Source organism: Sinomonas sp. B1-1 (assembly GCF_050474465.1).
Classification (GTDB): domain Bacteria; phylum Actinomycetota; class Actinomycetes; order Actinomycetales; family Micrococcaceae; genus Sinomonas; species Sinomonas flava.
In genome coordinates, this window is sequence record NZ_JBCHVF010000014.1 from 80465 (window position 1) to 102341 (window position 21877).

Consider the following 21877-nt stretch of genomic DNA (forward strand, 5'->3'; position numbering starts at 1 on the left):
CGTCCTCCTACGCCACGAGCGAGTAGATGCCCCACAGGCCCGCCGCCGCCAGCGCCGCGAGGTAGGCGAGGACGAGCCGCGTGTCCCGCAGGTAGCACTTCGAGCGGGTGAGTCCCGCGCGGCGCGCCTTCCAGTAGCCGGCGAACCCCACGCCCGCGAAGACCACGAGTGCCAGGGGCCCGGCGAGCCAGCCCAGCAGCGCGATGGTCGCGAAGATGCACAGCCGCAGCGGGTCATACGGCGCCGTCGCCTGGGATTCCGGAGCGGACGACGGCGGCTGCTCGCCCAGGTGCGGCGCGTCGTCGTGCGCTGTGCCCACCAGCTCGGAGGGAGGCGGGCCGGCAGCGATGCGCCGGGCGTCCTCTTCGCCGCTCACAGCGACCCCCGCGACCCCAGCGTCAGCGGCACCGGCTCGCGGCGGTGGCCTTCCGGGAGGGCGGCCCCGGTCGCGGTGCTCATGCGCTGCCGGGCGAGCTGCGGCCAGGCCTGAACGGCGCAGAAGGGGGCGCACTGGTGGGCGCCGTCGTCGGACTTGGTGCCCACGTGGACGCAGCACTGCATGAGCCGCTCCTCGATCATGGTCGAGATGTCCATGAACGGCTTGACGGTGATGCGGGTGACGCGCTCGGCGAGCAGCTTCCGGAGCCGCTGGTACTGGCCGGGGAGGGACCCGATGGCCAGGGTCGAGAGGGTGCCGATGCCGAGGTCGCACTGGGTGCAGATGTTCTTCCAGAGCTCGGCCGTGCTGGGGTGGGAGAGGGAGGACTGCTCGCTCAGGAGGTCCAGCAGGGAGGACTTCATGATGGAGCGCATGCCCAGCGGCAGGGCGCTGTCAGCGATCCGGTTCGGGAGGGAGTCCGGGTCGAGCTGGAGCCAGGTGAGCAGCCGGTCGTGGCCGATGAGCTGGGTGAGGGAGCGCCAGACGCCGGAGTCGTCCTTGAGCATGTAGCCCACCGATGCGCAGTGCGGGTGGGAGCAGGGGAGCGCGGTGAGGTCGTGCCACGAGACGACGCCGCCGGTCTGCTCCTCGAGCCGGGCCAGGACGCCGCCGTGGGTGAGCCGGTCCATGGCGTCGATGCCATGGCCGCGGCCGGAGCCGAAGACCGGCTGGAGCGCGACGCCGCCCATGTACGGGGTGTCGAGGGCCCGCATCACGACGTCGCCGATCTCTCCGTCGTTCACTCCGAGGGTCGCGGTCATGGTGAGGGTCGTGAAGACGCCGGCCTCGGAGAGGCGCGAGATGGCGAGGTCCTTGAACCGTGTGAGGTCCCCGCCGCGGTGGTACACGGAGGACTCCCTGGAGGGCCCGTCGTACTGGAGGTAGACCTCGACCCGCTCGCGGTGCTTCTTGAGTGTCTCGAGGAGGTGGTCGTCGGTGGCGATGAGGACGCCGTTGCTGTTGACCATGATCCGCACAATCGGCCGGGCCACCAGCTCCTCGAGCAGCTCGGCCAGGTACGGGTAGAGCGTGGGCTCGCCTCCAGAGAGCATGAGGACGTCGATCCGGCCGTTCTCGCGCGACAGCCGCGTGTCGACGTTGGCGAGCACCTCCGCCAGCGGCGCGACGCCCTGCAGCTTCGGCCCTGACGCCGTGAAGCACGTGGGGCAGCGCAGGTTGCAGTGCTCGATCACGTCCTGGAGCAGGATGCACGTGTGCTGGGTCTGCATGGCCGGAAGCCCGTAGGCGTAGGCCTCGGGAATGGGCCGGTAGTTGCCGACGGCGTCGGGCACGTGCTGCTTGGTGGGCGCCTGCCACTTCTCGAGGTAGGTGAGGATCTCGGGGGACTCGTCGTACATGGTCCGCACGAGGCCGTGGTCGGGGCAGCCCCGCTCGAGCCACACCCGCCCGTCCCGCACGAGCAGCGCCCCCGAAAGCCGCCGCACCTGTGCGAGAGGCGGGTTCTCCTTGTGGCACTCGGGGCAGAACGCAGTGACGTACCGGTGGATCCGGTCGCCGCGCAGCGGCTGGCCCGGCCCGAGGGGCGCCCGGCGGGTGGTCGAGGGCTTCATGCGATTCCTCCTGCTGTCTGGGGTGGTGTGCGCCTACTCATGCGAGGACTCCTCCGCCGGCCAGACCGCCGATGCAGGGGCCGCCGCCGAGGACCAGCCAGATCCCGAGGCCAGTAAGCATGCCGATGCCCGCGCTCATCCACCGCCTGCTGATCATCAGGAGGACCGTGATCAGGAGATAGATCCCCACGGGGACGAACGCGAGATAGCCGACCGTGCCGCGCGGAGGTCCGGCCGCGAAGAAGATCAGGACGTACACGAACAGCAGCACGACGCCGCCCAGGAACGCCCCCAGAGCGAAGAGGGCGCCGACGAACTCCCTAGCGGCCCGGCCGTCATCCTCGGGCGGCCCAGAAGCATCAGGTAGTGGCGTCTCGTCGGGTTCCACGGCCCTACCTCAGATTCCCGACACCGCCGGCGCAGGTGCCCGCCACGAAGACCAGAAGCCAGATGCCCGCGCCGATGAGGAGCGCAGCGCCCAGCACGCCCAGGAGGGCCTCCCGCCACATGTCTCGCCAACGGCGCGGAGGCTCGTCGTCGTTCATGCCGTCCTCCTCACACGACCATCGCCGAGATGCACAGCTCGCCTCCCAGCAGCAGCCAGACGCCGAGGGCGATGAGCAGGCCCGCCCCCGTCATCGACGTCCGCCGCACCAGCGTCAGCACCACCGCGAGCACCGCGTACAGCACGAGGGGAGCCCAGAGGAGCACGTTCTCCGTCAGCGGGGCGTCGGCGTTGAGCCGCGGAATCGACCGGGGCGCGATGTAGAAGATGCCCACCAGGTAGAGGAATGCGAGGCCGACCGCCAGGCCGATCGGGAGGAAGCCGCCCCGGTCCCGCTTCTCGGGCCCGGGCACCACGGGCTCTGCGGGCTCTGCGGGTCCGCTCACGCCGCCTGCCCAGCCGGTGCGCGGCGCAGCGCCGCGAACACCTTCCAGACGCGCCAGGCGAGCAGTGGGAGCATCACGAGGAGGAACCACTGGGGGCCGCTCAGGCCCAGCCAGAGGATCGAGTTGCCTCGGACGAACTCCACCGCGAACCGGAACAGCGCGTACGAGCTGACGTAGAGGATGAACAGATCTCCCGCCCGGCCCAGACGGTCGCGGAAGCGCCACAGGAGGAGGAACGCGACCGCGTGGAACGCGATCTCGTAGACGAACGAGGGGTGCAGCCCCACCCCGGCCTGCGCGCCGAACATCGCGGCCTGCTCCGGCGTGAGCACTATCCCCCAGTCGCCGCCGGTCGGGGTCCCGGGGAGTTCCGTGAGCAGGCAGCCGATGCGGCCGATCGCCATCGAGAGGGCGACGGCGGGGGCAAACAGGTCTCCGGTGGACTCGCGGTACCCGAGCAGCCGCTTCCCCAGGTGCACGCCGAGCCATGCCCCGACGAGGCCGGCGAGGATGCTCCGGTCGCCGTCGATCCACCACTCCTCGAGGGAGGGCTGGCGGACGAAGTTCCACGTGAGGAGGCGCGCCCCGATGGCCCCGAACGAGATCGCGAACCCGGCCAGGGCCCACAGCCGCGGGTCGGTCATGCCGCGGCGGCGCTTCTCGAGGGCGTAGAACACGAGCGCCGCCGCGACGCCGAGGCCCACGAGCAGTCCATGGACCTGCCCGTTTCCAGCGAACGGCACCCCCGTCGTCATGCGGACAGGCTAGGGGCCCGGAGCGCCGCGCGGTAGGGCCGAAGGCCCGATCGGCTCAGCGCACGCTCTGCGGTGCCCGCCCCACGAAGTGGTCCATCGTGTGGTTGATCCCGAAGAAGTCCGCCACGCGGTCGAAGGCGCGCGTCGGGAGGAACCGCATGAGCGGCACGAGCCGGGCGAACGGCGGCAGGATGATCTGCTCGCGCCCGGACTCGATGCCGTCGACGACAGCGAGGGCGACGTCGTGTTCTTCGAGGATCGGCAGGAGCCGCGGGAACTTCGTCTCGACCCCTTGGAACATGCCCGTGTTGATGTAGTACGGGCACACGAGGAGCGTTCCGACGTCGTGCCCGTCGGCCCGCAGCTCGGCGCGCAGGGACTCCGTGAAGCCGACGGCGGCGAACTTGCTCGCCGAGTAGTCGGTCTGGCGTGCGACGCCGATCAGCCCGGCCGCGCTCGCGACCGTCACCACGGTGCCGCCGCCCCGGCCGATCATCCCGGGCAGGAACGCGCGGGTGACCCAGTACGGGGCGAGCGTGTTGACCTCGAACGTGCGGCGGATCGACTCCTCGGTGGCCTCGAGCAGCGGCTTCCCGGCCACGACGCCCGCGCAGTTCACGAGCACGTCGACGTCCCCGGTATCCCTTGCGGCCTCGGCCACGCGGGAACTGTCGGTGATGTCGACCCGGTGGGCGGACGCGAGCCCCCCGGCGGCGCCGATCTCAGCGGCCACCGGTGCGCCGCCGTCGTCCGCGAGGTCCCAGACGGCCACCTCCGCGCCGCGTCGTGCGGCCTCGAGGGCCATGAGGCGTCCGATGCCGGACGCGCCGCCCGTGATCAGGATGCGGGCGCCGCGCAGGCGGGTTCCTCGGTACATGTGCTCCTCCTCGAGCGTGGGTTCTGTGGGACTGCCGCCGCTGGGACTGTCGCCTCAGAGGAAGCGGTTCATGATGCGCACCCCGGCGGTCACAAGATCGGCGAACCGCTCGGCGGACATGCGCCCGGAGGGGGCGATCGGCAGCCGCTGCACGGCGACAGTCTGGGACTCGGTGTACTTCAGGAGCCCCTCGGGCCCGTGCCGCCGGCCCATTCCGGATTCCTTCCAGCCGCCCATCCCGGCCGCGTGGGAGCCCCAGGCCGCTGCGTATCCCTCGTTGACGTTCACGGACCCGGCCTCGATCCGGGCGCCGAGCTCCCGCCCGCGCGAGGGCGCGGTCCACAGGCTCGCGTTGAGGCCGTAGCCGGTGTCATTGGCGCGGGCGAACGCCTCCTCCTCGCTCGCCACCGGGTAGAGCGCTACCACCGGGCCGAAGGTCTCCTCGCGGCAGAGCACCGCGGTCTCGGGGACGTCGGCGAGCACGGTGGGCGCGAAGAAGTTCGGCCCGAGCTCGGGCCGGGGCGCGCCGCCGGCGAGGATCCGCGCGCCCTTCGCGACGGCGTCGTCCACGTGGGAGCGCACCTTGGCGAGCTGGGCGGGCGAGGCGAGGGAGCCGACCTGCGTCTCCCACGACGATCCGGGGCCCACCTGCAGCCTGGACACCTCGTGCAGGAACAGGTCGGTGAAGCGCTCCCGCACGGCCTCGTGGATGTAGATGCGTTCGGGCCCGATGCACAGCTGCCCGGCGTTCGCGAAGCAGGTCCGCGCGGCGCCGGCCGCGGCGGCGGGCACGTCGGCGTCCTCGAGCACGATGAGCGGGTTCTTGCCGCCCAGCTCGGCGGAGAAGCCGACGAGCCGCTCCCCGCAGCGCGCCGCGACCTTCCGGCCGGTGGCGGTGGAGCCGGTGAACATGACGAAGTCGACGGCGTCGACGACGGCGGGCCCGGTCACCTCGCGCGGCCCGACCACCACCTGCGCGACCCCCTCCGGCAGCCCGGCCTCCCGGAGGAGCTGGAGGGTGAGGAGCGCGCTGAACGGGGTTTTCTCGTCCGGCTTGATGACGACGGCGTTGCCCGCCAGCAGCGCGGGGACCGTGTCCGAGGCCGGCAGGGTGAAGGGGTAGTTCCACGGCGTGATGACACCGACGACGCCCTTGGGGTGCCGGAGCTCGGTCGTCTTGGTCACGAACGGGAGCGCGCCGATCCGTGCCCGCGCGCGCAGCAGCCCGGGCGCGGAGTGGCCGTAGTAGGCCGCGGTGCGCGAGGCATCCAGGACCTCCTCGAGGGCCGCGACGCGTGCCTTGCCCGTCTCGGCCTGCACGAGGTCCAGGATCTGGTCCCGCCGGTCCAGCACGAGCCGCGCGAACCGGTGCGCGACGGCCGCGCGCTCGCGGGGAGGCCGGGCGGCCCAGCCCTTCTGGGCCCCGCGGGCGGCGCGGACGGCCGCTTCCACCTCGCGCTCGTCTGCCTGGCGCACGACGCCGAGGGGTCGCCCATCGCTCGGGGACGTCACCTCGAGCGCGGGTCCGGTGCCGGTGGCGAGCGCTGCGAGGGCCGCGAGGCCGGGCAGGGGGCGGGAGGGCGCCGTCGTGCGCGTGGTCATGCAACAGAAGCGTAGAGCGTGGCGCGCGCCGAGGCTACTGCCGGGTAACCAGAGGGGGCTGGGATGCCTTGAGGGGGAACCCCGGTAGCCTGACACCGAACCCACCGGACCACTGGAAGGACCCGCATGCCAGCCACCGATCCCACAGCCGCCGAGCCCGCAGCCTTCCGCCCCCAGCCGTCCGAGATCCTCACGCGGACCCGCGTCGTCGCCGTCCTGCGCGCGAAGCACGCCACGGAGTACGCGGCCGTGATCGAGGCCCTCGCGACCGGCGGCGTGCTCAGCATGGAGCTCACCCTCAGCACGCCCGGAGTGTGGGACGAGCTGCCGCGGCTCAAGGAGCGCTTCGGAACGGACCTTGAGATCGGGGTCGGGACGGTCACCCGCCCCGAGGAGGCCGCTACGGCACTGGACCTCGGCGCCGACTACCTCGTCACCCCGGTCATGGACCTGGGAATCGTCGAGGCCGCGGTGGCGCGGGGTGTGCCGGTCTTCCCGGGCGGCCTGACCCCCACGGAGCTGCTCGCCGGCTGGCGCGCGGGCGCTACCGCGGTCAAGGTCTTCCCGGCCGCGACGGTCGGCCCGGGCTACGTGGGCCAGCTCCGGGGACCGTTCCCGGACATCCAGGTGATCCCGTCGGGCGGGGTGGGGATCGAGGACGCGCCCCTGTGGATCCGCGCCGGAGCGCTCGCGGTCAGCCTCGGCGGACCGCTCCTCGGGGACGCGTTCAAGGGCGGGGACCTGTCGGAGCTCACCGCCCGGGCGCGCCGGCTCCGCGGCCTCGTCGCCGAGGCGGGCGGTGCGGCGTGAGCCAGCCGCACGCCGTCGTGCGTCCCGTGCCGGACGTCCCGTACGTGGTGACGCTGGGGGAGACCATGGCGCTCATGTCACCGGACGAGGTGGGGCCGCTCGCGCACGCGTCGGCGCTGCGGCTGGGGGTGGGCGGGTCGGAGTCGAACGTGGCGATCGGGCTGCAGCGGCTCGGCGTGCAGGCCGTGTGGTGCAGCCGGCTCGGCGACGACGCGTTCGGCGAGCTGGTCGCGCGGGAGGTGCGGGCCGAGCAGGTGGACGTGCGCGCCGTGCTGGACCCGGGCGCGCCGACCGGCCTGATGGTCAAGGAGCGCCGCACCGCGGTCTCGCAGCGGGTCACGTACTACCGCGCGGGCAGCGCGGCGTCGCGCATGACGCCCGACGACGTCGACCCCCGCCTCATCGCCGGTGCCGCGGTCCTGCACGTCTCCGGGATCACGGCCGCGATCTCTCCCACCGCGGCGGCCGCCCTCCGGCACGCCGTGGCCGTGGCGCACGACGCCGGCGTCACCGTCTCGTTCGACCTGAACCACCGCTCGTCCCTCTGGAGCGACGCCGACGCCCGCGCCCTCTACCGCGAGGTCATCCCGCTCGCCGGCGTGGTGTTCGGCGGGCTCGAGGAGGCCGCGCTCGCCGTCGGCGAGCCGGGGGAGTCTGGGGAGGCGTTCGACGCCGAGACCGCCGCCCGCCGCCTCGTCGCCCTGGGCGCGGGCCAGGCCGTGGTGAAGCTGGGTGCTGAGGGCGCGCTCGCGCTGGTCGACGGCGCGGTGCACCGGCGCGCCGCCATCCCGGTCCCGGTGGTGGACACCGTCGGGGCCGGCGACGCCTTCGTGGCCGGGTACCTGGCCGAGCTGGTCGAGGGGCGCGGGGTGGACGAGCGGCTCGCGACCGCCGTCGCGACCGGGGCCTTCGCCTGCATGGTCCCCAGCGACTGGGAGGGACTGCCCCGGCGGCGGGACCTCGCGCTGCTCGGCGCGACGGAGCCGGTGCAGCGGTAGGGCGGGGGCCGCTACCGCCTCAGGAGGCCCTCCACCTGTTCCCCGATCCGCATTCCGTCGCGGTCCATCCAGTAGCGCCGCAGAATGCTGAGGCCCACGCAGGTGTCCATGGATTGGATGCCGGGCAGGGCGCCGACGTCCTTCATGAGGAACTGGCTGAACTCCTGCGGGCCTCTGAAGACGCCGTGGAACACTATGGGTGCCTTGCCGGTGACCATCGACACCATGCGGGCTGAGGGATGTTCTCCGAGGGTTTCGAGGACGGTCTCGATGTGCTTCGGCTTGAGCTGAAGCGAGACGACGGCGGCGAGCGGGAACCCGACCGCGCCGGGCTCGACCTCCACGCGAGGAGAGACCGCGCCGGAAGTCAGCAGCATCTGGATGGCCCGGTAGGCCGTGGAGTTGCCCACGTTGAGGGTACGGGCGATTTCTGCGGCGGAGGCCCGCGCGTTGCGTCCCAGCTCGCACATGGTACGGAACTCGACGTCGGTCAGGTCCCGTGTCGACCGGAGGGCCGGCTGGTTCACGGGCACGACATGCGCGGAGAGTGCGTCCTTCTGCTCAGGGCTCAGGCGCTGAAGCCGCCAAGAGACACCGACGCGCCGCGAATCAAGGACCAGCCGCGTCTCGACGGCCGCAATCCCCTCGAGTGAGGGAATTCTGTGCCCGATGAGCTCGTCGAGGTCTGTTCCGATGAGAGGGAACAGGTCGGCGTAGATGTCGCTGCTGCCGGAGGTCACCATGATGTATTGGATCTCCGGAAAGGCCTTGAGCTGCTCGGCCACCCGAAACGTCTGGCCCGGGTGGCAGTGGATCCACAGCTGCTGAGGGTTGCCAGAGAGGATCAGGGGCCAGGCGAACCTTCCGACCACCTTCAGCAGCCGCTCGTCCTGGAGCCGCTTGAGCCTTCGGGTGACAGTGCTCGTGGGCACGCCGAGGATCTCTCCCAGGGCGTTGGCCGGAACCCGCGGCGCTATCTGGAGTGCGGCCACCAAGTCGTGGTCGGTCTCATCGAGGCGCGAGCTCCCGTTCCTGATGGGCGTCTGCGCTGCCTCGCGCTCTGTCTGAACTGCAGTCATGTCCTCCACCCGTCTCAGTGTCGTGATTCAGGGTACCTCTATCTACCGGCACCGATGGGTCGAAAACACCGCTCAAGCTGCTAAATATGGATGAATTTCCCAATTATCCTTGTCGACGGGAACGATAGGGCCTACCGTGGATGAGGTGAGAGCTGCGTCACTGGCTCCTAGAGCGACATCCCGCTCTCAGGCGACGCACCTACGGTCTGGAAGGAGAACCACCCAATGACACGGTCAGAGCCGTGGGGATGGCCCGAATCGCAGTGGCGCGGCGATGTCAACAAGATCCGCGCCGGTCAGCCGCTCCTGCACCCGGATCCGGACCTGCGCTGGAAAGACGGCGCGAAGGTCGCAGTCCTGCTGTCCTTCGACTCCGATCACGAGACCCCCTCACTTCGCGACGGCGAGACCTCGCCGGGGCGCATGGCGCAGGGCGAGTACGGGGCGCGGGTGGCCGTTCCGAGGATCCTTGACCTGCTACGCCGCTACGAGGCCCCAGCATCCTTCTACGTCCCTGCGGTGTGCGCACTGCTGCGGCCGGAGGAAGTTCCGATGTACGTGGACAACGGCCACGAGGTCGGGGTCCATGGGTGGATCCACGAGAGGAACACCCTGCTCAGCAAGGACCAGGAGCTGGATCTCCTCGGCCGTGCGACAGACGTACTGCACGAACAGTCGGGCAAGAGGCCCACAGGAATCAGGACGCCCTCCTGGGACTTCTCGGATTCCACTCTGGACGTCATCCGGGAGCTCGGATTCCTCTATGACTCCTCGCTCATGGCGGACGATGAACCGTACGAGCTCCTGGCGGACGGCGCGCAGACCGGGGTCATCGAGATACCCGTCGAGTGGATCCGAGACGACGCGCCGTACCTGATGATGGATCGCTACACCGGTCTCCGCCCGTATATGCCGCCGCGGCAGCTGATCCAGATCTGGAAAGACGAGTTCGACGCCGCCTATGCCGAGAACGGCGTCTTCCAGCTCACCCTCCACCCCCACATCATCGGCCACCGCTCCCGCCTGCTCGTGCTGGAAGAGCTGATGACGTACATCCGCACGCACGACGGCGTGTGGCTGGCAACCCATGAAGACCTGGCAACGCACGTTGCCGCCCAACTGACCTCGAGGATCGGTATCTCATGAGCACACAGCGGCTGACGATGGTGTCAGCAGACGAAACCAAGCTCACTGCCCACGGGCGCAAGGCGATCATCGCCGGAGGCATCGGAAATGCCGTCGAGTGGGTGGACTGGGCGGTCTACACCACCTTCTCTTCGGTGTTCGCCCACCACTTCTTCCCCAGCGGCGACCCGGTCGCAGCCCTGCTGGCCACGCTGGCGATCTTCGCCGTCGGCTTCGTCATGCGGCCGGTCGGGGCCGCGATCATGGGCGCCTATGCCGACCGAAAGGGACGCAAGAAGGGCCTGGTGCTCACCATCGGCATGATGGCCGGCGCCACCGCCGTCATCGGCATCGCCCCGACGTACGAGGCTGTCGGCATCCTGTCCCCGCTCATCCTGGTCGCGGCCCGGATCGTCCAGGGCTTCGCCGCTGGCGGCGAGTTCGGCTCCTCCTCGGCGTTTCTCGTTGAGTATGCCGCGCCCCGTCGTCGGGCGTTCGCAGGCTCGTGGCAGCAGGTCTCGGTGGGCGCCGGCGTTCTGCTGGCCTCTGGCATGGGCGCGATCGTCACGAGCAGCCTTCCCAAGGAAGCACTGGATGGCTGGGGCTGGCGCGCGGCGTTCATCGCCGCAGCGCTGCTGGGCCTCGTAGGCCTGTGGCTCCGCTCCTCCGTGGCGGAAACCAACTCCTTCATCAAGGCCGAGGCCCGCGTCGAGGAGTCCGGCCAGCGTCGTCGCAACCCTGTCTTCGCGATGTTCGTCCAGCACCCCAAGGCGACGCTGCGCGTGTTCGGGATCACCATTGCCGGCACGCTGCTCTACTACATGTGGGTCTCCTACATGCCCACGTACGCCGCGGTGGCAACCGGCATCCCCCTGAGCCAGGCGCTGCTCGCGAATTTCATCGCGGTCGCACTGTTCCTCGTCCTGCTCCCGTTCGCCGGTCTCCTGTCGGACAAGATCGGCCGAAAGCCCACCCTCACAGCCTTCGCCGCTGGCTTCCTGCTCTTCTCCTGGCCCGCCTTCACGTTGCTCAACGGCAACTTCTGGATGCTGCTGTTCATCGAGGTCGTCGGCATCATCCTGCTGCTGGGCTACTCGGGCAACTGCGCGGTGATCATGGCGGAGCAGTTCCCCGCAGAAGTGCGGGCGACTGGCATCGGCCTCCCGTACGCCCTGGCGGTGGCCGTCTTCGGTGGCACTGCCCCCTACATCACCACGTGGATGACCACGAGCGGCCTGGGCGGATTCGTCTGGCTGTACTGCACCATCGCGGCCGCGATCGGCGTCGCGGTCTACCTGACCATGCCGGAGACCAAGGGCAAGGAACTCGATTGAGCCGGCATGTTGTGGTCACCGGAGCCGGCAGCGGCATCGGCCGTCAGACCGCGGTCCGCTTCGCAGGTCTCGGCTGCCGCCTGACGGTGGTCGACATCAATGCCGCCCAGCTCCAGGCCGCGTCCGATGAGTGCGCCCGATCTGGCGCGAAGGAGGTCCGAGCCGTCGTCTCGGACCTCCGGACTCCAGACGGACCGGAAGACATGGTGACCGAAGCATGGTCGGTTGCGCCCGTGGATGTTCTGGTCAACTCCGCGGGAGTCTATCCGGCAACGCCGTTCCTCTCGCTGGATGCCGACAGCTGGGACAGCGTGCTCAACCTGAACACGAGGGCGCCGCTGCTCGCGACCGTGGCTCTGGCCCGGCGGGCCGTGCAATCCGGGCGACGGGCAAGCGTCGTGAACATCTCCTCGGGGGCGGCCCTGCGTGCCCGGCCCGGCGCTGCGCCGTACTCGACATCCAAGGCAGCCCTGGAAATGGTGACCAAGGCGTCGGCCCTCGAACTTGGCCCCTACGGGATCCGGGTGAATGCGGTGGCCCCCGGCTTCGTCACCGTGAACAGCACAGCCAACCCGGTCACCGAGGAATATGCGGCAGCAGTCTCGGGAAACCCTCTGGGCCGGAGAGGCGAGCCCGACGACATTGCCCGAGCTGTCGTATGGATCGCCGGGGAGGAGGCTGCGTGGATCACCGGCGAGACATTGCGGGTCGACGGCGGCTCCTCTGCTGGCGCCATGAATCTGCCCCTCCACTGGACGCCGCGTTCCATGAGCGGATCCGGCAATCGAGACAACTGAGGAAATGATGACCAAGAATCCCTACACAGTAGTTGGCGCCGGCGCCATCGGCGGCACTCTGGCAGCCCATCTGGATGCCCAGAGAGTCCCGGTCCAGGTGGTGGACGCGGATCCCAAGCACGTCGAGGCGATCCGCCGAAACGGCCTGCAGATCAAGAGCCCGTCGGACACCCTCGTGGCACGTGTGCCCGCCTACACCCTCGAGGATGCTCCGGCTCGCCTCGACCGAGTGCTCCTCGCGGTCAAGGCGCAGGCCACTGACAAAGCGGCAGCGTGGATCGCACCGAGGCTGAGCCGCGACGGGTATGTCGCCTCCCTGCAGAACGGGCTCAACGAGGCGACGATCGCCGAGCACGTCGGCGCGGACAGGACCGTGGCAGCCTTCGTCGATCTCTTCGCCGACGTGCTCGAACCCGGCGTCATCAATGACGGCGGCATCGGAGCCATGGCACTGGGCGAATACTCGGGCGGCACCAGCCAGCGCGTTCGCGAGCTGGCAGAGGATCTCCGGCATTGGGGTGAGCCGAGGGTCACGGACAACGTGGCGGGATTCCTCTGGTCGAAGCTGGGTTTCGGGGCGATGCTGGCGGCGACAGCCCTTGCGGACGCTGACATGCATGAGCTCATCGACCGGCACCGGCCCGCGATGAACGAGCTGGCGGCAGAGGTGTTCGATCTCGCGGCGGCGGAGGGCATTGTCCTCGAGGCATTCGATGCCTTCGACCCGGCCGCGTATGTTCGGGGAGCAGACCCGAAGAAGAACTCTGCCGCCACAGATGATCTGGTCACATGGCTGTCCACCCAGAGCAAGACGCGGTCGGGCATCTGGCGGGACATTGCTGTCCGGCATCGCGGCACCGAAATCCCCTCACACTACGGTCCCGTGATCGAGATGGGCGCCAAGCGTGGCGTGCCGCTTCCGCTGGTCGAGGAACTGGTGACGGCGATCCGGGAACTCGAGAACGGGCGAAGCAGCATGGATGAGGCGCACCTGACCGACCTCGATCGCATGGCCCTTGCCGTCAGCGAGAGCGTCTCCCTCGCCGGGAAGAACGCTGCGCGATGAGTGCCATTCGAGATCTCAAAGCTTGGCTCGAGCCCCGGCGTACGGAGATGGTGGCCGATTTGGCCGCATACGTCTCCCAGGAGACCCCATCGGATGACAAGGCACTGCTCGCCTCAGGGCTGGCCTGGAGCGAGGGGTGGCTGGAGCGCCGTCTCGGCACCCCTGCCGCGCGCGCGATGTTCGAAGGCGGCGAATGGGGCGACACCGTGGTGCTCGACTACCCGTCTGGAACAGAGTCGGATCTCTGGATCACGGCTCTCTGCCACTACGACACCGTGTGGCCAGCGGGCACGCTGAGGGAGTGGCCCGCCACAGTCGAGGGTGACCGCTTCACCGGACCTGGGGCGTTCGATATGAAGGCTGGCCTCGTACAGCTCGTCTGGGCCATGACGGCGTCGAGCGCGCTGGGGCTTCCGCGCCCGAATGTGCGCCTCGTCCTCAATGGTGACGAGGAGCTGGGGAGCCCGGCGTCCAGACCGGTCATAGAACAGGAGGCCGCCCGCGGAGACGTGGTGCTGGTCTTCGAAGCAAGCGCCCAAGGTGCCCTGAAGACTGCTCGCAAGGGAGTCGGCATCTTCGAAGTAGCTGTTGAGGGGCTGGAGGCCCACGCGGGGCTCGACCCCCATGCTGGCGTCAGTGCCATCGATGAAATCGCACGGCTTATCCTCCACCTTCACGCCCAGACGGACCTCGCCAAGGGGACCACGGTCAACGTCGGGATCGTTGAAGGAGGTACCAGGACCAACGTGACGGCCGGCAGGGCGAGGGCGAGATTGGACGTCCGGGTTTCCTCCGACGACGAGATGCACCGCATCACCGGGATACTGGACACGCTCTCGACTCGCCATCCAGCCGCGACCTTGTCAGTGGCAGGGGAGTGGAATCGGCCAGTCATGATGCGCTCCCCGCAGACCGGGAGGCTCTTTGCCGCAGCCGAAGCTGCGGCCAAGGAACTGGGCACTGAATTGTCCGAGGCCTTCGTGGGCGGAGCCAGCGATGGCAATTTTGCCGCAGCCCTCGGGCTGCCGGTTCTCGACGGCCTCGGGGCGGTGGGCGACGGCGCGCACGCCAGGAACGAGTGGGTGAGCGTGGACGGCATGCTCGAGCGGACGTGTCTGGCCAGCGGGCTGCTAGCCGTTCTGGAAAGCTCGCCTGAGCTGGTCCTGCGCGAGCCGGAGGTCGCGGCAGACGCCGGCGCGCGGTGAACGCGGGCCGCTGAAGGCAGCAACATCCAAGGTAAGCGGCTGAATCCGAACCTACTTGACCGCGCTGTTCGCGTTGACCCTCCCGTAGATCCAGTCGCTTCCGGTGCCCGCGATCCTGTCGGCGCTGGACTCCACGTACTGCCGGATCTGGGCGTTGGAGGCACCCGGGTGGGAACTCAGCGAAAGGGCGGCCGTGGCCGCGACGATCGGCGAGGCCATCGATGTGCCGCTGCCGATGTCGTAGCCCAGTGAGCGGTTGTAGGTGTCCTGCAGGGCGAAGTGGTGGTTCGGGAAGGTCGAGTAGACGCTGACGCCCGGTGCCGCGACGTCCACCCACCTGCCGCTGTAGGTCGAGAAGGACGCCATGGTGTCGGTGTTGTCCGTGGCGGCGACTGAGATGACGTTGGTGTAGGCGGCCGGGTACATCTTGGACTGGGCACCGGTATTCCCGGCTGCCGCGACGATGACCACGCCCTTGTTCCACGCGTTGTTCACGGCGGTCTGGAGCGTGCTGGAGGAGAACCGCATGGCCAGGCTCATGTTGATCACCCGTGCGCCGTTGCTGACGGCCCAGTCGATGCCCCGTGCGATGACCGAGGACGTGCCGTAGCCGCTGTCGTCGAGGACCTTGCCGTCCAGGATCAGGCAGCCGGGGCAGACACCGGTGACGCCGTATCCGTTGTCGGAGGCTGCGACGATGCCGGCCACGTGGGTGCCGTGGCCGTACATGTCGTCCAGAGTCGAGGAGGTGCTCAGATTGGCGGTGGCCACCACCTTGGGCCAGATGTCGTCGTTGTCGGCAGCGACACCGGAATCGAGGACGGCGACCCTGACGCCGTCGCCCCTCGTGACGGTCCACGCGTCCACCGCGTCGACGTCGGCGCCGGGCTTCCCGCCGGCCACGGTGATGGTCCCGGCGGTGTTGGTGAAGGACTGGCCCGTGTTGTGCAGCGCGTACTGCCGGGGGACATAGTCGGGGTCTCCCGCGGCGGTGGCGCTCGCGATCGCGTCCGGCTCGGCGTACTCGACGGCGGGGCTGTTGCGGAGGGCCTGGACGAGCCGGAGCTCCGCGCCAGCAGGGACGCTGATGAGGTGGGCGCCCGTGCTGCCCACGGCGGGCCCGTCGCTGAGCCCGTGCCGGCGCAGCACGCCGTCGGCCGCGCCCGCGTCTCGGAACTTGACCAGGATCTGCCCGGACGCGATCGGCCCGTCGACGCTCGGCGCACTGGCGCCCGGCGGGGGAGAGGCCGCCCCGGCTGCCGGCGCGAGCGCGAGCGGTCCGAACGCGAAGACCGCTGCCGCAACACTGGCGATGAACGCCTTCTTCATAGCCGTACTCCCCTCAATGGACGTCTATGCCGCGAGCAGCGCTCCCGGGCTCTTGCACCTTCAGATGTCGACTTCGACGCACTCGTCGATCTGGATCGTGGCCCCCCGGGCAAGGTACGGGTGGTCGGAGAGCAGGTCCCGTGCCTCGGCTAGGGAGCGGGCCTGGATGATGGTGAAGCCGGAGATCTCGACCGAGTCCGCTGGCTGGCCGGAGCACAGCTGGCCGCCGAGCAGGAGGGGAGAGCCGAAGTCGACCAGGGCGTCCCCGAGCTTCTCATCGGCCCAGGCCCGCAGGGCCTTCCTGCTCGCCGTGACGTAGTCAGGGTTGGGGTAGAGCATGTTGTGGTAGGTGATCAGGAACCGCGGCATCATGGGCCTCCTCCCGCAGTCAGTGGCGCCACCATACCCCCGCTGGGCGCCGCTGCGAAGGCTTCGATTCCGCCACTTCTGCGGTGCCTTCTCGCGCCTATCATGGGGTATCGGCGCGGCGCATGCCGGTGCCGGATCACTGAGGCGGTGGGCGTCATGAAGAATCCATTCGCGCACAAGTCCGACGCCAGCGCAGAGGCGCCGCCGGCGGAGCGGCGCACCCACAAGGGGTGGCTCGGACGGGAGAACAGCGGCATCGCCAACGGTCCGAGCAGCCTCTTCTTCACCCCGGGGCATGAGCGTGTGGCCCCCGCGAGGACCTGCATCCAGGGCCACGACATCCTGCCGGGCCAGGAGACCTGCAGCCACGGCCATCCTGCCGGCTGAAACGCGAACGGCTGAGACGAACGGCTGAGGCTACTCGCCCCGCAGCACGTCCCGCAGGCTCCGCGCGCGGTGGCCGGTGAGGTCCTCGACGTCCTCCGTCACGGTGGCCATCTCCCCGGCGGCGATGGCTGTGTAGGTGGAGACCCAGGCGTCGTACTGCCAGTCCGGCGCGGGCCACTTCTTCCGCGACTCGTACGCCTCGGCCACGGTCTCGTCGTGGAACGTGACGTGCGTGCCGCGGACCTCGGAGATGATGTGCGCGACCTGCGCCATCGTCAGCGCCTCGGGGCCGGTGAGGGTGTAGGTGACGCCGGCGTGGGCCGCGGGATCCCGGAGCACGGCGGCGGCGCACTCCGCGACGTCCTGCTGGGCGACCACGGCGGCGGCGCCGGTCCCCGCGGGGCCGCGGATGACGCCGTCGTCCCCCACCATGGCCTCGAGGAAGTCGGCGTAGAGGCAGTCGCGCAGGAAGGTGTAGGCGAGGCCGGTGTCCTTGATGTACTCCTCGGTGGCGAAGTGGTCGCGGGCCAGGGTGAAGGTCGCGTCCGGCGCGGCCCCCATGAACGAGGTGTACACGATGTGCCGAACCTCCGCGGCCACGGCGGCGTCGATGAAGCTGCGGTGCTCGTCCATGCGGTTCTCGCTCTCGCGGCCGGAGACCATGAACACGGCCTCGACGCCCTCGAGCGAGCGCTCGCAGAGCATCCGGTCACCGTAGTCGGCGGGACGCACGACGGCGCGCGGCAGCTCGGGTGCCTTGGCCGGGGTCCGCGCGAGGAGGACGAGCGAGATGCCGTCGTTGGACAGGAGGCGGGCGACCTCGCCGCCGATCGCGCCCGTGACGCCGGTGATGCCGAGGCTGGGGAAGTCGCTCATGGGGCGAGACTACCGCTCAAAACCACACCAAATCGCAACCACGGCCCCTATACCCGCCTTGGAAGAGCGGGTTTACAGTGTGCCCATGACTGAGCAGCGCAGCGCCGCCCCCGAGCCCACCGACGACGACGTCGAGTACCCCGCCAAGCAGGAGGTGGACGGTGCACGGGATTCAGTCGACGACGCCAACGCGCTCCGCTTCACCGAGGAAGAACGGCTCATCCACGAGCAGATCCGCCGCCACCGCGAGGAGGTCGAGCGGCGGAAGAAGGCGGAGGGGAAGTAGGGGCCGAGAACCCCGAAACGCCGCTGTTTCGTCGCAATCCTGCGCAGGTCCGGTCCTTTTGCGCGGACGCCACGCTCTCCAAGGCAATCACGTTTCCATGCGCTAGGCCACGGCGGTCGCACGGCACTATTCGGCAGTGGTCTCACCCACTGAGCACCTGTGCTCCGATGTCGGAGCGTCGGTGTATGTTGAACCACTGTGGGGGTAGAAGCGCTGAGCGGGCCTTGGACTGAAGAGGAAACGCAATCCTTGTTGAGCGCGTACTGGTCCATGTTGGATAGCGAACTCCGCGGAGAGCGCTATTCGAAGATCGAGCACAACCGCAGGGTTCAAGCCGAAACAGGCCGAAGCAAGGGTTCGATAGAGTTCAAGTTCTGCAACATCAGCCACGTGCTGTGGGAAATGGGCCGGCCATATGTCGTCGGCTACAAGCCTCGAAGTCACGTTCAAGAGTCCCTGCGGGTTGCGATTCAGAATTCGCTCGGCGTCCGTCAGGCATCTCAGGTCCCCGCTGACTTTCCACCGGTCGCACTCGAGGCTGCCAATGCACTATCAAATTCAGGAGGCACGATCTTGTCTGACCCGATTGCGGAAGAGGAGAGCCCATACACCCTGTTCTCAGGGTTCTGGGATCGTGCAACTGGCGGAACGGACGTTGCAGCTCGACCCGACGATGCCGTTGATGCTGTTTGGCCAGTAGCTGCCAGTGCGGCCGGCGTCGACGCAGCACTGGACTGGTTTCGCGGCGAAAGTCGACCAGCGGACCTTCCCAGACTCCTGTTTCTCGTAGGTGGCCCAGGTGCGGGCAAGTCGCATGCGAGTGCGAGAGCTGTGGCCGGTCTGCATCTGGTCAGCCGGCATGACGACGGACTGGCCCACCGTACATACAGATACTCGGGCGATTCAGCTGATGTTCTAGTTGTGAATGATGCGACGATCGGAAGCTACGCAGAGTCATCTGCCCCGCTCGCCACAGACATAGACCAGATGGTTGCTGTTCCCGGGGCGCGGCCCATGCATCTGATGGCTTGCGTCAATCGAGGAATTCTCATAGAGGAGTTGTCAGCGCTCACTGGTCATCCGGTGACCGAGAATTTCGTCGACTCGGCTGGAGCGTGCGTCATTCGGTGGCTCGCCGACACCCCATGGGACGAGTCTGCTTGGACTATAACGTCTGAGACGACTCCAAGGTTTATCCGGTCCGGACTCCTCGAGCATGTAGGCCGTGAGAAGGCGGAGGTGCTGGCAGTCTATGTGGATGAGTGTTCGCTGTTCGAGCCCGTCCCGGAAGTTGAGGTCGGCCGTCGGGCAAGAGTTGTAGCTGTCCCCCACAGCATCACGCCACTCGGCGCGCGTAGTTCGTTGCCTCGGGCAGCATCGCCGTCTCACGATCTTATTGAGCAGGTCGCCGAGATGCTGGAGTCCACATCACGGGGGAGTCGCATGGTGGCCGATCCGGTGCAAGCCAATGTCGCGATGCTTCAGCAGCCGGCCGTTCGCTCCTCGATACTGACCTTGGGCCGGTCCGCCGAAATGGCCTCCGGTTTGCGCTTCACATACCGCGAGCTATGGGGATTGATCAGCAGGGTCGTGGTCGGTGAAGCTCCAAGCCGAATGGGTCGGACTGAGTTGGAGGAGTTCATCGCTCTGCATCAGCCAACAGAAGGTCCCGTCGAGAACTTCACTCGGCTGCGTAAGCTTGCATGCCTTCGGGGAACGCAGGCAATGTTCGGAGCGGGCAGTGGAATGGCTGAGGTCGAAGCAGCGCGGCGGGATCCTGTCCTACGGCTGACGCGTCTGATCGATCCGGTCAAGGACGCAATCCCCGGAAACGCGCCTACAGATCCGACGAGCGGGTGGGCGACGCCGATAAACGAGGCGTTCGCAAGCCATTACAGCGAGAGCTCGCCTTTGGCGATCCTCCGCGCAGCGGACAGAGCGGAGACGTTCGAAGCCATTGTGCAGCCTTTCGACGAGTCCGTCGACAAAGCCTACGTCGAGCTGATGGGGCTGAACTCGCTGAAGCAGAACGACCGGCTGGACGCCATTAGCTGGTATGGCTCTTATCTCATGCGCTTGTACGCCGTGGCTCACGGCATATCTGCATTTCGACGCGAGGTGAGTGTCCTCTTGGATGCCGCCTACTTCGCCCCCAACATCCCGAAGGCCCTGTCCAAGTCCCTACGGACTCTAATCCGTCCCCAGCGGCAGCCGGGCGGAGGTACCGACGAATCTCTGCTGCCACTGTTCGACAGCCGAGCCGAGCCTATTCTGGGGTGGGCAAAATCGCGGAAGCTGGCCATCCTCATGCCGAGTCTTGAGATGAAGACCATGCCGGTCGCTGCGGATCAGACGGTGGTCCTGCTCGAAAGGCAGGGCAAGGAATTGGGGCGGATCGCACTCGATTTCGCCCTTGTTCGCGAGGCGCTTGCCTGTGTAGATGACCACGCGGGTGTCACGAATCTCGTAGATGCGACTTCACCGCGGCTCGAGCGAATTCGCGCTGTCCATCTTCGCAGCGATGTCCTTTCCGACACCCAACTGCGTATTGCTGAGGGCCGAGAGAGCAAGATTGTGACCCTGATAACACAGAAGGGCAAATAGTTGTCTATTCCGTCCGCCGTGCACCTAAAGCTTCCTTTCAACCGGCCTGAGTATTTTTCCATACCGGAACTTTTGATTTCTTCGTTGGCCCATCGCGCTTTTCAACGAAGGTCGGACGCGGACCCCATTGGTGAAGGTGGGAGTATTGCGGCCTCTGGAAAGGCGACGGGATACATGTACAAGGCCGATTCCAAGCAGAGCAAATTTGTGGATGTCAGGTCTACATTCCCGAAAGGCGAGGGGCTCGATCGGCTTGGCGACCTCTTCAGCCAGGGTTCACCAGACTTGAAGGTTGCGATCGAGGGTCCTCCGCGTGATCTGGGTGATGCGGTCGCCCGCAGTGTTCTGGGCATTCGCGTAGAGAAGACCGGTAACCAGCCCGCAAGTCCTCTTTCGCCGGCGCTCGCACTCCTTCAGGACGCGAGAGGTGTTCTCGTCAAGAAGAACCCGCCAGACTTCGCTGAGATCCTCGAAGCGATGTTCGCCGTGGGACATCATGAGGTAGACGACCCGAAGTGTTCGGCGAGCGGTCTGTGGCGAAAAGCAGTAGGGGTGCGTCTTGCGAGCGATCCTGTGTTGCGAGAAATTGACAGGGTTGTCATGACAGGTATTCTTCGGGACGGCTATGTCCCCCGGGAAGGCGACCTCGGCAATAGCGATGCTCGTGAATGGGCGGGCTTGTTCCCGGATACGCCCTTCGAATGGTTCGCTCGTGTCTGGAAGACCCTGACCTCGGATGGATGGGTCGATGCCCTCCCTGCGAGGGTTTGGGTCGATTGGGCCACCACTATCCTTCGACTGACGATGGGGCTCGGATTCCTGTGGGAGGCGGCGTGGTACGAACGTCTCGCAACTGCCATCATCGACGCTTCCGTTCCGCCCACGTTCGGTGAACTGGTGGCCACCGTCAGTCCGCCTCTGCCATGGCAGTCGAGCCGCGCCACGGTGACGACACGCGATGTTGCATCCCTTATAAAACATCGACTCCGGCGTGGTGAAAAAGTACGCACGTATTTGCTCGATCGGATGAAGGAGCATTCCCAGAAGCGGTCGCTTAGCGAGATTCCTGCGACGGAATTCCTGAGGGAACTGGCCGGCGAAAAAGGGCATGTCGAACGTCTCGTGAAATCGTTGGCCGACAGCACGGACAGGAGCAAGACTGTTCACGAAACAGTTAAGTATGGCTTGCAGGTCCGTGAGGCGAGCGGTCCCTATACCGACTATTACGGGATACTGAAGTCACATGGTCGGCGGTTTGTTCTCGTCGACCCGGGCACCGAATGGGTGACGGTCGTCGCGAGCCTTGCTTGCGACGGTCCATCGCGTCAGTGCACGGTCGGCGATGTCTTGGCCGATTTGGGTCGTTTGGGCATGCGCCCAGAACTGGGGGACCTAGTGTCTCTCCTTGAGCGGGCGGGCATGGCGCGTGGAAGCGCTGATGCAGACAATGCGGTGATTGTGGAAAGGGCATTCTGAC

23 protein-coding genes are annotated in these 21877 nt (G+C 67.8%); 11 read left to right on the top strand and 12 right to left on the bottom strand.

Features of this window, described 5'->3' with window-relative positions:
- Positions 1-7: 7 nt before the first annotated feature.
- From ACQ5BE_RS16945 to ACQ5BE_RS16980, 8 genes are read right to left on the bottom strand one after another with little or no spacing between them, the layout of a single operon-like run.
- Entirely contained in the window at positions 8-376 is a 369-nt protein-coding gene (locus ACQ5BE_RS16945; protein WP_430298152.1) for a hypothetical protein, read from the bottom strand.
- Positions 373-2010, bottom strand: coding sequence for a radical SAM protein (locus tag ACQ5BE_RS16950; RefSeq protein ID WP_430298153.1), 1638 nt, complete (start codon positions 2008-2010; stop codon positions 373-375). The genes ACQ5BE_RS16945 and ACQ5BE_RS16950 overlap by 4 nt, the downstream gene beginning before the upstream one ends.
- A gap of 37 nt (positions 2011-2047) precedes the next feature.
- The gene (locus ACQ5BE_RS16955) at positions 2048-2398 is read right to left on the bottom strand and encodes a hypothetical protein (protein WP_430298154.1); all 351 of its coding nucleotides are present in this window, start codon (positions 2396-2398) and stop codon (positions 2048-2050) included.
- 4 nt (positions 2399-2402) lie between these two features.
- A complete protein-coding gene (locus ACQ5BE_RS16960; RefSeq protein ID WP_430298155.1) occupies positions 2403-2555 on the bottom strand; it encodes a hypothetical protein in 153 nt (50 codons plus the stop codon).
- Between the two features lie 10 nt (positions 2556-2565).
- Positions 2566-2901 (bottom strand): hypothetical protein, encoded by a 336-nt coding sequence (locus ACQ5BE_RS16965; RefSeq protein ID WP_430298156.1) that lies wholly within the window; start codon positions 2899-2901, stop codon positions 2566-2568.
- On the bottom strand, positions 2898-3656 hold the full coding sequence (locus ACQ5BE_RS16970) for a prolipoprotein diacylglyceryl transferase (RefSeq protein WP_430298157.1): 759 nt from the start codon (positions 3654-3656) through the stop codon (positions 2898-2900). The genes ACQ5BE_RS16965 and ACQ5BE_RS16970 overlap by 4 nt, the downstream gene beginning before the upstream one ends.
- Positions 3657-3711: 55 nt before the next feature.
- Complete coding sequence (locus tag ACQ5BE_RS16975) at positions 3712-4533, bottom strand: SDR family oxidoreductase (RefSeq protein WP_430298158.1); 822 nt, start codon at positions 4531-4533, stop codon at positions 3712-3714.
- Positions 4534-4587: 54 nt separating this feature from the next.
- Positions 4588-6135 (bottom strand): succinic semialdehyde dehydrogenase, encoded by a 1548-nt coding sequence (locus ACQ5BE_RS16980; protein WP_430298159.1) that lies wholly within the window; start codon positions 6133-6135, stop codon positions 4588-4590.
- 126 nt (positions 6136-6261) lie between these two features.
- Between ACQ5BE_RS16980 and ACQ5BE_RS16985 the strand changes: the two genes are divergently transcribed.
- Complete coding sequence (locus ACQ5BE_RS16985; RefSeq protein ID WP_430298160.1) at positions 6262-6945, top strand: bifunctional 4-hydroxy-2-oxoglutarate aldolase/2-dehydro-3-deoxy-phosphogluconate aldolase; 684 nt, start codon at positions 6262-6264, stop codon at positions 6943-6945.
- A complete protein-coding gene (locus tag ACQ5BE_RS16990; protein WP_430298161.1) occupies positions 6942-7943 on the top strand; it encodes a sugar kinase in 1002 nt (333 codons plus the stop codon). Before ACQ5BE_RS16985 ends, ACQ5BE_RS16990 begins: the two co-directional genes overlap by 4 nt.
- 11 nt (positions 7944-7954) lie before the next feature.
- On the opposite strand, the gene ACQ5BE_RS16995 is transcribed toward ACQ5BE_RS16990, so the two are convergent.
- Positions 7955-9022, bottom strand: coding sequence for an Lrp/AsnC family transcriptional regulator (locus ACQ5BE_RS16995; RefSeq protein ID WP_430298162.1), 1068 nt, complete (start codon positions 9020-9022; stop codon positions 7955-7957).
- A 225-nt stretch (positions 9023-9247) separates the two neighbouring features.
- Between ACQ5BE_RS16995 and ACQ5BE_RS17000 the strand changes: the two genes are divergently transcribed.
- From ACQ5BE_RS17000 to ACQ5BE_RS17020, 5 genes are read left to right on the top strand one after another with little or no spacing between them, the layout of a single operon-like run.
- Positions 9248-10168, top strand: coding sequence for a polysaccharide deacetylase family protein (locus ACQ5BE_RS17000; protein WP_344299178.1), 921 nt, complete (start codon positions 9248-9250; stop codon positions 10166-10168).
- Entirely contained in the window at positions 10165-11481 is a 1317-nt protein-coding gene (locus ACQ5BE_RS17005) for an MFS transporter (protein WP_430298163.1), read from the top strand. The genes ACQ5BE_RS17000 and ACQ5BE_RS17005 overlap by 4 nt, the downstream gene beginning before the upstream one ends.
- An 11-nt stretch (positions 11482-11492) precedes the next feature.
- On the top strand, positions 11493-12278 hold the full coding sequence (locus ACQ5BE_RS17010; RefSeq protein ID WP_430298164.1) for an SDR family NAD(P)-dependent oxidoreductase: 786 nt from the start codon (positions 11493-11495) through the stop codon (positions 12276-12278).
- A gap of 7 nt (positions 12279-12285) precedes the next feature.
- Positions 12286-13344 carry a ketopantoate reductase family protein gene (locus tag ACQ5BE_RS17015; RefSeq protein ID WP_430298165.1) on the top strand — a complete coding sequence of 353 codons (1059 nt, stop codon included), beginning with the start codon at positions 12286-12288 and terminating at the stop codon, positions 13342-13344.
- 59 nt (positions 13345-13403) lie between these two features.
- On the top strand, positions 13404-14549 hold the full coding sequence (locus tag ACQ5BE_RS17020; RefSeq protein WP_430298166.1) for a M20/M25/M40 family metallo-hydrolase: 1146 nt from the start codon (positions 13404-13406) through the stop codon (positions 14547-14549).
- A 51-nt stretch (positions 14550-14600) separates the two neighbouring features.
- On the opposite strand, the gene ACQ5BE_RS17025 is transcribed toward ACQ5BE_RS17020, so the two are convergent.
- Complete coding sequence (locus ACQ5BE_RS17025; protein WP_430298167.1) at positions 14601-15878, bottom strand: S8 family serine peptidase; 1278 nt, start codon at positions 15876-15878, stop codon at positions 14601-14603.
- A gap of 60 nt (positions 15879-15938) precedes the next feature.
- A complete protein-coding gene (locus tag ACQ5BE_RS17030; RefSeq protein WP_413248752.1) occupies positions 15939-16247 on the bottom strand; it encodes a hypothetical protein in 309 nt (102 codons plus the stop codon).
- Between the two features lie 156 nt (positions 16248-16403).
- On the opposite strand from ACQ5BE_RS17030, the gene ACQ5BE_RS17035 reads away from it, so the two are divergent.
- Positions 16404-16634, top strand: a complete 231-nt coding sequence (locus tag ACQ5BE_RS17035; RefSeq protein ID WP_430298168.1) for a hypothetical protein — start codon at positions 16404-16406, stop codon at positions 16632-16634.
- Positions 16635-16664: 30 nt separating this feature from the next.
- On the opposite strand, the gene ACQ5BE_RS17040 is transcribed toward ACQ5BE_RS17035, so the two are convergent.
- Positions 16665-17510 (bottom strand): SDR family oxidoreductase, encoded by an 846-nt coding sequence (locus ACQ5BE_RS17040; RefSeq protein ID WP_430298169.1) that lies wholly within the window; start codon positions 17508-17510, stop codon positions 16665-16667.
- Between the two features lie 85 nt (positions 17511-17595).
- Here ACQ5BE_RS17040 and ACQ5BE_RS17045 point away from each other — a divergent pair, with 85 nt between their 5' ends.
- The 3 genes from ACQ5BE_RS17045 to ACQ5BE_RS17055 all read left to right on the top strand — a co-directional run bounded on the left by ACQ5BE_RS17045 (position 17596) and on the right by ACQ5BE_RS17055 (position 21876).
- A complete protein-coding gene (locus tag ACQ5BE_RS17045; RefSeq protein WP_208710458.1) occupies positions 17596-17796 on the top strand; it encodes a hypothetical protein in 201 nt (66 codons plus the stop codon).
- Positions 17797-17994: 198 nt separating this feature from the next.
- The gene (locus ACQ5BE_RS17050) at positions 17995-20400 is read left to right on the top strand and encodes a hypothetical protein (protein ID WP_430298170.1); all 2406 of its coding nucleotides are present in this window, start codon (positions 17995-17997) and stop codon (positions 20398-20400) included.
- A complete protein-coding gene (locus ACQ5BE_RS17055) occupies positions 20401-21876 on the top strand; it encodes a hypothetical protein (protein ID WP_430298171.1) in 1476 nt (491 codons plus the stop codon). It abuts the gene before it with no gap.
- Position 21877 lies beyond the last annotated feature (1 nt).